Origin of the sequence: Enterobacter sp. ENT03, from assembly GCF_019218745.1 — a bacterium.
Lineage (GTDB): Bacteria > Pseudomonadota > Gammaproteobacteria > Enterobacterales > Enterobacteriaceae > Enterobacter_D.
Map to the genome: position 1 here is coordinate 1 of NZ_JAHUXA010000050.1, position 478 is coordinate 478.

Consider the following 478-nt stretch of genomic DNA (forward strand, 5'->3'; position numbering starts at 1 on the left):
CCGTGCGCCTGTCCGCCGACGGCGGCACCGCGGCGGTGGTGACCACCGAGGTCCTCGACGCGCGCGACAGCGGCACCCACCCGGACGTGTACGTCCTCACGCGCGGTCGCGGCCTGCGCGGCTCGTGGTCGATGCCCCTCACGCAGGACGGCGGGCTGCCGACCGACACCGGCTGCGGGTGGACCGGGCTCAGCCTGAGCAGCAGCGGCCGCTACCTCACCGGCGCCTGCTCGGACGGCGGAATCGCGTCCCCGCCGATCGCCGACAAGCCCGTGCACCTGTGGTGGACCGACCGTCGCAGCGGGGCCACCCGCCTGGTCAACCGCACCCCGGACTCCGGGTCCGAGGTCGACGTCGCGCAGGTCTCCGACGACGGCCGGCGGGTGTTCTTCGGCGGTGACGAGCAGGAGTGGGCGCGGGCCGTGGCGTCGCGCCGCGACTACACGCGAGGAGTGTTCGTGTGGGAGCGCGGTCGCGG

1 protein-coding gene is annotated in these 478 nt (G+C 75.5%); it reads left to right on the plus strand.

What is annotated here, in order from left to right; translation table 11 throughout:
• Positions 1-478 (plus strand): hypothetical protein (locus KW828_RS21690; RefSeq protein ID WP_218338300.1); only part of this gene is annotated, 478 nt, incomplete at both ends.